This is a genomic window from Synechococcus sp. R6-10, from assembly GCF_047461815.1.
GTDB lineage: Bacteria > Cyanobacteriota > Cyanobacteriia > Thermostichales > Thermostichaceae > Thermostichus.
Window position 1 is genome coordinate 1 of the sequence record NZ_JANSHW010000131.1, and the last position, 6,623, is coordinate 6,623.

Annotated in this window: 6 protein-coding genes; 5 read left to right on the forward strand and 1 reads right to left on the reverse strand. The window is 60.5% G+C overall.

The genetic code is table 11. The features are described 5' to 3' along the window. Positions 1 to 297 precede the first annotated feature (297 nt). From NW837_RS04265 to NW837_RS04275, 3 genes are read left to right on the forward strand one after another with little or no spacing between them, the layout of a single operon-like run. Positions 298 to 609, forward strand: coding sequence for a DUF6825 family protein (locus NW837_RS04265; RefSeq protein ID WP_414329408.1), 312 nt, complete (start codon positions 298 to 300; stop codon positions 607 to 609). Further along, positions 606 to 2,348, forward strand: coding sequence for an ABC1 kinase family protein (locus NW837_RS04270; protein ID WP_414329409.1), 1,743 nt, complete (start codon positions 606 to 608; stop codon positions 2,346 to 2,348). Before NW837_RS04265 ends, NW837_RS04270 begins: the two co-directional genes overlap by 4 nt. Further along, positions 2,348 to 3,067, forward strand: a complete 720-nt coding sequence (locus tag NW837_RS04275; protein ID WP_414329410.1) for a PP2C family protein-serine/threonine phosphatase — start codon at positions 2,348 to 2,350, stop codon at positions 3,065 to 3,067. The genes NW837_RS04270 and NW837_RS04275 overlap by 1 nt, the downstream gene beginning before the upstream one ends. 11 nt (positions 3,068 to 3,078) lie before the next feature. Here the strand turns inward: NW837_RS04275 and NW837_RS04280 are convergent, their stop codons facing one another. Beyond that, positions 3,079 to 3,996: a histone deacetylase gene (locus NW837_RS04280; RefSeq protein ID WP_011432582.1), complete on the reverse strand. Its 918-nt coding sequence runs from the start codon at positions 3,994 to 3,996 to the stop codon at positions 3,079 to 3,081. A gap of 131 nt (positions 3,997 to 4,127) precedes the next feature. Here NW837_RS04280 and NW837_RS04285 point away from each other — a divergent pair, with 131 nt between their 5' ends. Both NW837_RS04285 and NW837_RS04290 read left to right on the forward strand, forming a co-directional pair. After that, on the forward strand, positions 4,128 to 6,044 hold the full coding sequence (locus NW837_RS04285) for a serine/threonine-protein kinase (protein ID WP_414329411.1): 1,917 nt from the start codon (positions 4,128 to 4,130) through the stop codon (positions 6,042 to 6,044). A 3-nt stretch (positions 6,045 to 6,047) separates the two neighbouring features. Further along, positions 6,048 to 6,623, forward strand: a 576-nt coding sequence (locus NW837_RS04290) for an FHA domain-containing protein (protein WP_414329412.1), incomplete at its 3' end; no start/stop codon positions are given.

The window sequence follows — 6,623 nt, forward strand, 5'->3', positions numbered from 1 at the left end:
GCGCTCGACGCGGGAAGTGGTGCGCACCTATCGTCTCACCCGTCCTCCCAAACCCGGGGATCCAGAAAACTTCCTCAACATGGCCCGCATGCTCAATCCCAAGCCGGCTGCACGGCAAAACATCAGCGTCTTCGATTTGAAGATCCCTGACATGACCACCAACCGCCGCTAGGACTGGACGAACTCCCCAATCCGCCGGGCCGATCGATCCGAGGCTGTTCGGATGGGTCGGCCTGCCGCTGTGCCTGGGGCAAGATTCGTTATAATCCTGGTGATGCTTCTTAACACTTGGGTCGCATGAAGAATCCGGTTGTGCGGGCTTTTTTTGTCGGCAAGGCTGTGGCGGATGTCCTACGGGAGCGTTTGGAAAGCGCCCTCACCGATATTGCCGGAGAAGTGGGCAAGGTGTGGGCCGAGCTGCAGGAGGGCTGGCAAACCTTTGCCCAGGATGTCATGACCCGAGCTGAGGCAGAAGCATCCGTGGCCGCCCAGGAAAGGGTGCCGCCTCCTTTCCAGACAGAAGATCTGCAGGCAACTCTGGACGACTTGCGGGCAGAAGTGGCGCAGTTGCGCTCCGAGTTGCAGAAATATCGGAGTCGAAACGCTTGAGTGCCAGCACACTGGGATCCCAGGCTTCAACCTCTTTGGGATCACAACCCGTCAAGCCCTATACCGCCTACCGCTGGGCCCGGGAGAACTATACTCGCCAGGGCCGCATGCTGGACATTTGGCGATTTGTGCTCACCTGGCTGTTTTACCTTTGGCTGGATCAGCAGGCTTGGAGCTATGGGGGACAACCCACGCCCGAGCGAAAGGCCAAGCGCCGCCGGGCCAGAGCCATTTGGATCCGCGAAACGCTGCTTAACTTAGGCCCTACTTTTATTAAAGTGGGGCAGTTTTTCTCCACCCGCGCCGATCTCTTCCCCTCGGAATATGTCGAGGAGCTCTCCAAGCTGCAGGATCGGGTGCCTGCTTTCAGCTACGAACAGGTGGCGGCAATTGTGCAGCAGGAGCTGGGCAGGCCGATAACCCAAATCTACAGCTACTTTGATCCCACCCCTTTGGCCGCTGCCAGCTTGGGGCAGGTGCATCGCGCCAAGCTGAAAACCGGGGAAGAGGTGGTGGTGAAGGTGCAGCGTCCGGGGCTGACCCGGCTGTTCACCATCGATTTGGAGATCTGCCGTGGGATTGCCGAGTTCTTTCAGTATCGCACCTCTTGGGGCGGGCCGGGCCGCGACTGGATCGGCATCTATGAAGAGTGTCGGCGCACCCTCTGGGAAGAGGTGAATTACCTCAATGAGGGCCGCAATGCCGATACCTTCCGCCGCAACTTTCGGGATATGCCGCAAATTGCCGTCCCCAAAGTGTATTGGCGTTACACCTCTCCTCGCCTGTTGACGTTGGAATACCTGCCGGGGATCAAAATCAGCGATTACGAAGCCTTGAGCGCGGCGGGGCTGGATCGCAAGGTTTTGGCTCGTCTGGGGGCAGAGGCTTATCTGCGGCAACTGCTCAAGGATGGCTTTTTTCACGCCGATCCCCACCCCGGCAACATTGCCGTGAAGCCCGATGGCACGCTGATCTTCTACGACTTCGGCATGATGGGCCGCCTGCGCTCCGATGTGAAAGAAAAGCTGATGGGCACGCTGGCAGGTGTGGTCTCCAAAAATGCCGATCGGGTGGTGGCCTCGCTGGTGGAACTGGGGGTGCTGGTGCCCACCGCCGATCTGGCTCCGGTGCGCCGCTCGGTGCAGTACATGCTGGATCACTTTATGGACAAACCCTTTTCCAGCAACTCGGGAGAAATCTCGGTGGCGGCCATTAGCGAAGACCTTTACGAGCTGGCCTACGATCAGCCGTTTCGTTTCCCGGCTACCTTTACTTTTGTGATGCGGGCCCTGACCACGCTGGAGGGATTGGGGAAAGGGTTGGATCCGGAGTTCGACTTTATGGAGGTGGCCAAACCCTTTGCGGAAGAGCTGATGAGTTTAAACGGAAGCGAGACTGAGACCCTCTTGGCCCAGGTTGGCCGTCAAGCGGCTGAGTTCACCAGCAGCAGTCTCAGTTTGCCCCGCCGGATCGAATTGACCTTGAGCAAGATAGAACAAGGGGAGCTACGCCTGCGGGTGCGATCCAGCGAGACGGAGCGCTTGCTGCGCAAGCTGAACAACACCGGGCTGGGAGTCATTTACGGGGTGTTGTTTGCGGCCTTTTTTTTGAGCGCAACTCAGCTCTTTTTGGCCGGACATGCTACCTTAACGGTTATCACTTTGGTTTTGGCTGCCCTCGCTGCTCTTGCTTTAATCAGAGTACTCTTAAGGTTGAATCGGTCAGAGCGATTGATGTGATGCGACGATATGCCTGCGCTACGGATCCCGGCAAGCTCCGCAGCAGCAATCAGGATGCCTACTACTGCGATCCGGAGGGACGCTACTTTATTGTTGCCGATGGTATGGGAGGACATGCTGCCGGGGCTACAGCCAGCCTGTTGGCTGTCGAGACCATCCGAGAATATCTGGATCGAGGCTGGGAAAACGTGCCGGCACCCCGGTTGCTCAGCGAAGCCGTAGAAGCAGCCAACAGTGCCATCCTCAAGGATCAGCGGGAAAATCCAGAGCGGGCAGACATGGGCACTACGGTGGTGGTGGCCATGGTGGATCCCAAGGGCAACTGCTGGAGCGCTCACATCGGTGATTCTCGCCTCTATCGCCTACGGGGATCCGAAATGCAGCAAATGACCGAGGATCACACCTTAGTGGCTCGCTCCATTCGACTGGGGGAGCTGACCTATGAGCAGGCCCGGATTCACCCTTGGCGACATATTCTCGAGCGCTGCCTGGGCCGACCCGATGCGGGTCCACCTTCTGTGCAGCCGATTACAGTTTACCCAGGGGATCGCCTGTTGTTGTGTAGCGACGGCCTAACTGAGGAGCTGGACGACGAAGTGATCATCGAGTATTGCCTGCAGGTGGAAGATTTGGAGCAACTTCCCCTAAAGCTCATCGAGGCGGCCAAAGAGCGGGGCGGGCGAGACAACATCACAGTAGTGATTGCCGAATACGCCTAGTTTGCGCCCGGCTAAAGACGGTATTGGCGGTACACTTCGCTGGCAGCCCGGTGCAGCAGGGAGTGGCGATACACGAGGCGGTTGAGGTCTTTGCCGTAGCCGCCGCCGATGACGCAGGCGACAGGATAGCCCTGCTTTAGACAAGTGTTCAGCACTTGCATGTCCCGCCGAAACAGGCCCTGGTCGCTAAGGGCCAGCTTGCCCAAGAGGTCTTCTTCGTGGGGATCCACACCGGCATCGTAGAGCACCAGGTCAGGGCGCACCTGAGCCAACAGATCGGGCAAGTGGTCGGCCAAAGTCTGGAGATAGGCTTCATCTTCCATGCCTACCGGCAGGGGCACGTCCAGGTCGCTCTGTTGTTTGGTGGCGGGGAAGTTGGCCTCGCAGTGCATGGAAAAGGTGAACACCCGCGGCTCGGAGCGAAAGATCCAAGCAGTGCCATCTCCTTGATGGACATCCAGATCCACGATCAAGAGCCTTTGCACCAGCCCTTGCTGCAGCAGGACTTGGGCGGCAATGGCCAGGTCGTTGAAGATACAAAAGCCGGAGCCGTAGGCAGGGAAGGCATGGTGGGTGCCGCCGGCGGTGTTGCAGGCCAGGCCGTGGCGCAGGGCCAATTGGGCGGTCAAGACGGTACCCCCCACCGCTCGACAGGTGCGCTGCACCAGCTCCGGGCTCCAGGGCAGGCCGATGCGCCGCTGCAGCTTGGCCTCCAGGGATCCCTCACAGTAGGCCCTGACGTACTCAGGGGTATGTACCGACTCAATCCAGGCGAGAGGGGGCAGCTCAGGGTGGTGCACTTGTTGGGGGCGGATCACCCCTTCCCGCAGCAGCAGCTCTTGCAAGAGGCGAAATTTCGGCATGGGAAAGCGATGGCCCGGCGGCAGGGGGGCACTGTAGTCGGGGTGGTAAACAATTGGCAAAGACATCAAGGGCAACTGGATTGACGGCGGCGAGCATGGCCTATGACGGCTCCAGTGCTTATGGTAGAGGTAGCCCGCTCCTGCCGGATCCCTTCGAGACTCTTGCAAACCTGTTCTCCGTACCGCCGCGATTCCCTATGTTTACTGCGTCGGATCCCTTTTTGGGTCGCCTCTTGGCTCAGCGTTATCGACTCGTACATCTGCTGGGACAGGGGGGCATGGGGCGAGTCTATTTGGCTCAAGATTTGCTCTTTGGTGGGGTGGAAGTGGCTGTCAAGCTGCTTTCCCAGCCGGCAATGGATCAGCGCACCCGCCTGCGCTTTGAACGGGAAGCGAAAGCCTGCGCGGCTTTGGGCCAAAAAAGCCTGCACATTGTCAAAGTCAATGACTATGGCCTTACCCCCGATGAGGTGCCTTTCTATGTGATGGAATACCTGAACGGCAAGACCCTCAAGGATATTCTGGCCGCGGGGGCTTTGCCTTTGGAGCGCTTTTTCCGGCTGGCCCGCCAAATTGGCCTGGGGTTAAAGGCGGCCCACGAGGGGATCCTCATGGAAGGGCAAAGGGTACAGGTGATCCACCGCGATTTGAAGCCGGCCAATGTGATCGTGGTGGCCGATGACAGTTTTGGGGAACTGGCGAAGCTGGTGGATTTCGGCATTGCCAAGCTGCTCAACAGCCATGAATCTTTGAGCTTTACCCATGCCTACCTGGGAACGCTGGCCTATTCTTCCCCGGAACAGCTGGAAGGGTTGCCGCTGGACGCCCGTTCCGATATCTACAGCTTCGGGATCATGCTGTACCAGATGGTGTCTGGCCAGATGCCCCTCAAGCCCACCACCGAATCTTTCCCGGGCTGGTACCAGGCCCACCACAAGCACCGGCCCATCCCTCTAGAAGACTGGGGACTGAAGTTTCCGCTGCCCGCCGGTTTGTCTGACTTGATCCTCGGTTGCCTGGCCAAAGATCCTGCCGCCCGCCCGCAATCGGTGGCTAACGTGTTGACGGAGCTGGAGCACATTCAAGCCAGAGCACAGGGATCTATTGCCCCTCAGGTCCCAGTCGCCTCGTCGGAAGAGGCTGCCTCTGGCCCACTTTCTGGAGGTCTCCCTGCCGCTGCGCCGTCCTTGGTTACAGCCGGTACTCTGCGGCTCAGGCCCTTGACGGCGGCCACGGAGGTCGAGAACGGGGGATCCCTGCTTTGGGTGCGCCTGATTCCCTTTCTGATGGGCGGGCTGCTGGGCTGGGTTTTGGTGAGTTGGCAATGGGGACAGTTGCTGCAGCGCCCCTCGGCCCCCCGTGTTTCCGGGCCAGGATCTCGTCCGGCAGTGGAAGATCCCATTGCCCCAGAGAATGCCCATCCCCTGTCTGAGGAGAGTGGTTCGAGCGAGGAGCCGCCGCTGGAGGGGATCCCTGAGTTCCTTGTTTTGGCTTCAGAGCAGAACGGACGGCGGGATCCCGCGCCGGAGCTGGAACCCTACAACAGGAGCGAGCCGGTGTTTCGCGCCTTTCCCCTGGAGACTTCCCGCGAGACGGTACGAGCCGGCCTGGGATCCCCCAGCCAGCAGGGGCAGGGCGCTTGGCCCAATACCGTGTACGACCTGTACCGTTTTGGCGGGGTGGACTTGGGCCTCACCTACGACGAATCCAGCCTGGCCCTGCGGCAAACCGAAGCCACCGTCACCGATGGCGTACCCACCCTTCAAGTGGAAGGACTCTTGGAGGATATGCTGCAAGCCCCCTTGCCTGCTCAACTGCAGCGGGAACTGCGAGCCGTGCGCGAGGGGCGTTCCGAGCGGGTACAATTCCGCGTTGGCCCCTGGGCCGGCAGGATCGAACGCAACGCCCAAGGCCATCTTTACATGGCCCTCTGGGATCCCGCGCTGCCCAGCGGTGCTCCACCACCTTCCCCCTCCTCTCCCACCCTACCCCCGGCTGCCCCTGTTGCCCGGCCTCCCAAGGCCCGTAACCTCAATTCAGCAGCAGGCGGCCCTCGTCCCGGCCAGACCATGCAGGAGCTGCTGCGCCGTGCGCGCGAATTGCGGGGGGACTGAGCCATGTCTGCTTCTGAAGACAAAAAGCCGCTGTTGGGCACCGTCGCTCGCTTCTTCAAAACTCTGGCGAGGCCTTTCCCTGTCGGGCCTACAGCTCTCCTCAAACCCCCCGAACCTCCTCCCCCCAAGCGCCCGGTGCGCCTGCGGATTACCTGCCCAGGAGAGCCCCCCCAGGTGGTTGCCCTGAAGGGATCCGACATTCTCGGTCGCAGCCAGACGGTGGCCACCATTCGCATCCCTGCCCCCGCGGTGAGCCATCTCCACGCCCACATCCGTCCTCGCCCGGATTGGCGCCTGCCCGGTCTGGGTTGGCGGATCCCGTTGCCCCCTATTCTCTACTGGCTGGGGTGGAATGCCGGTCGCTACCAGCTAGAAGATCAAGACTCGACCAACGGCGTTTTCCGCCTCAAACCCTTCGGTGGCGCCGAGCGGGTGCGCCGGGTGATCTTGCGGCATGGCCAGCAACTGAGCCTTGGCCCGCCTCGGGATCCGGAGAGCGTCTGGATTCAAGTGCTGGATCCACCCCCACCACAGGTGTATGGGGTGCGTGGCTGCCTCATCCTGATGGTGGTCTTGGGG

Excerpts from the sequence above, each read along its gene's own strand:
- NW837_RS04265 (WP_414329408.1), top strand. The coding sequence starts at position 298 with ATGAAGAATCCGGTTGTGCGGGCTTTTTTTGTCGGCAAGGCTGTGGCG.
- NW837_RS04275 (WP_414329410.1), top strand. The coding sequence starts at position 2,348 with ATGCGACGATATGCCTGCGCTACGGATCCCGGCAAGCTCCGCAGCAGC.
- NW837_RS04280 (WP_011432582.1), bottom strand. The coding sequence starts at position 3,996 with ATGTCTTTGCCAATTGTTTACCACCCCGACTACAGTGCCCCCCTGCCG.
- NW837_RS04285 (WP_414329411.1), top strand. The coding sequence starts at position 4,128 with ATGTTTACTGCGTCGGATCCCTTTTTGGGTCGCCTCTTGGCTCAGCGT.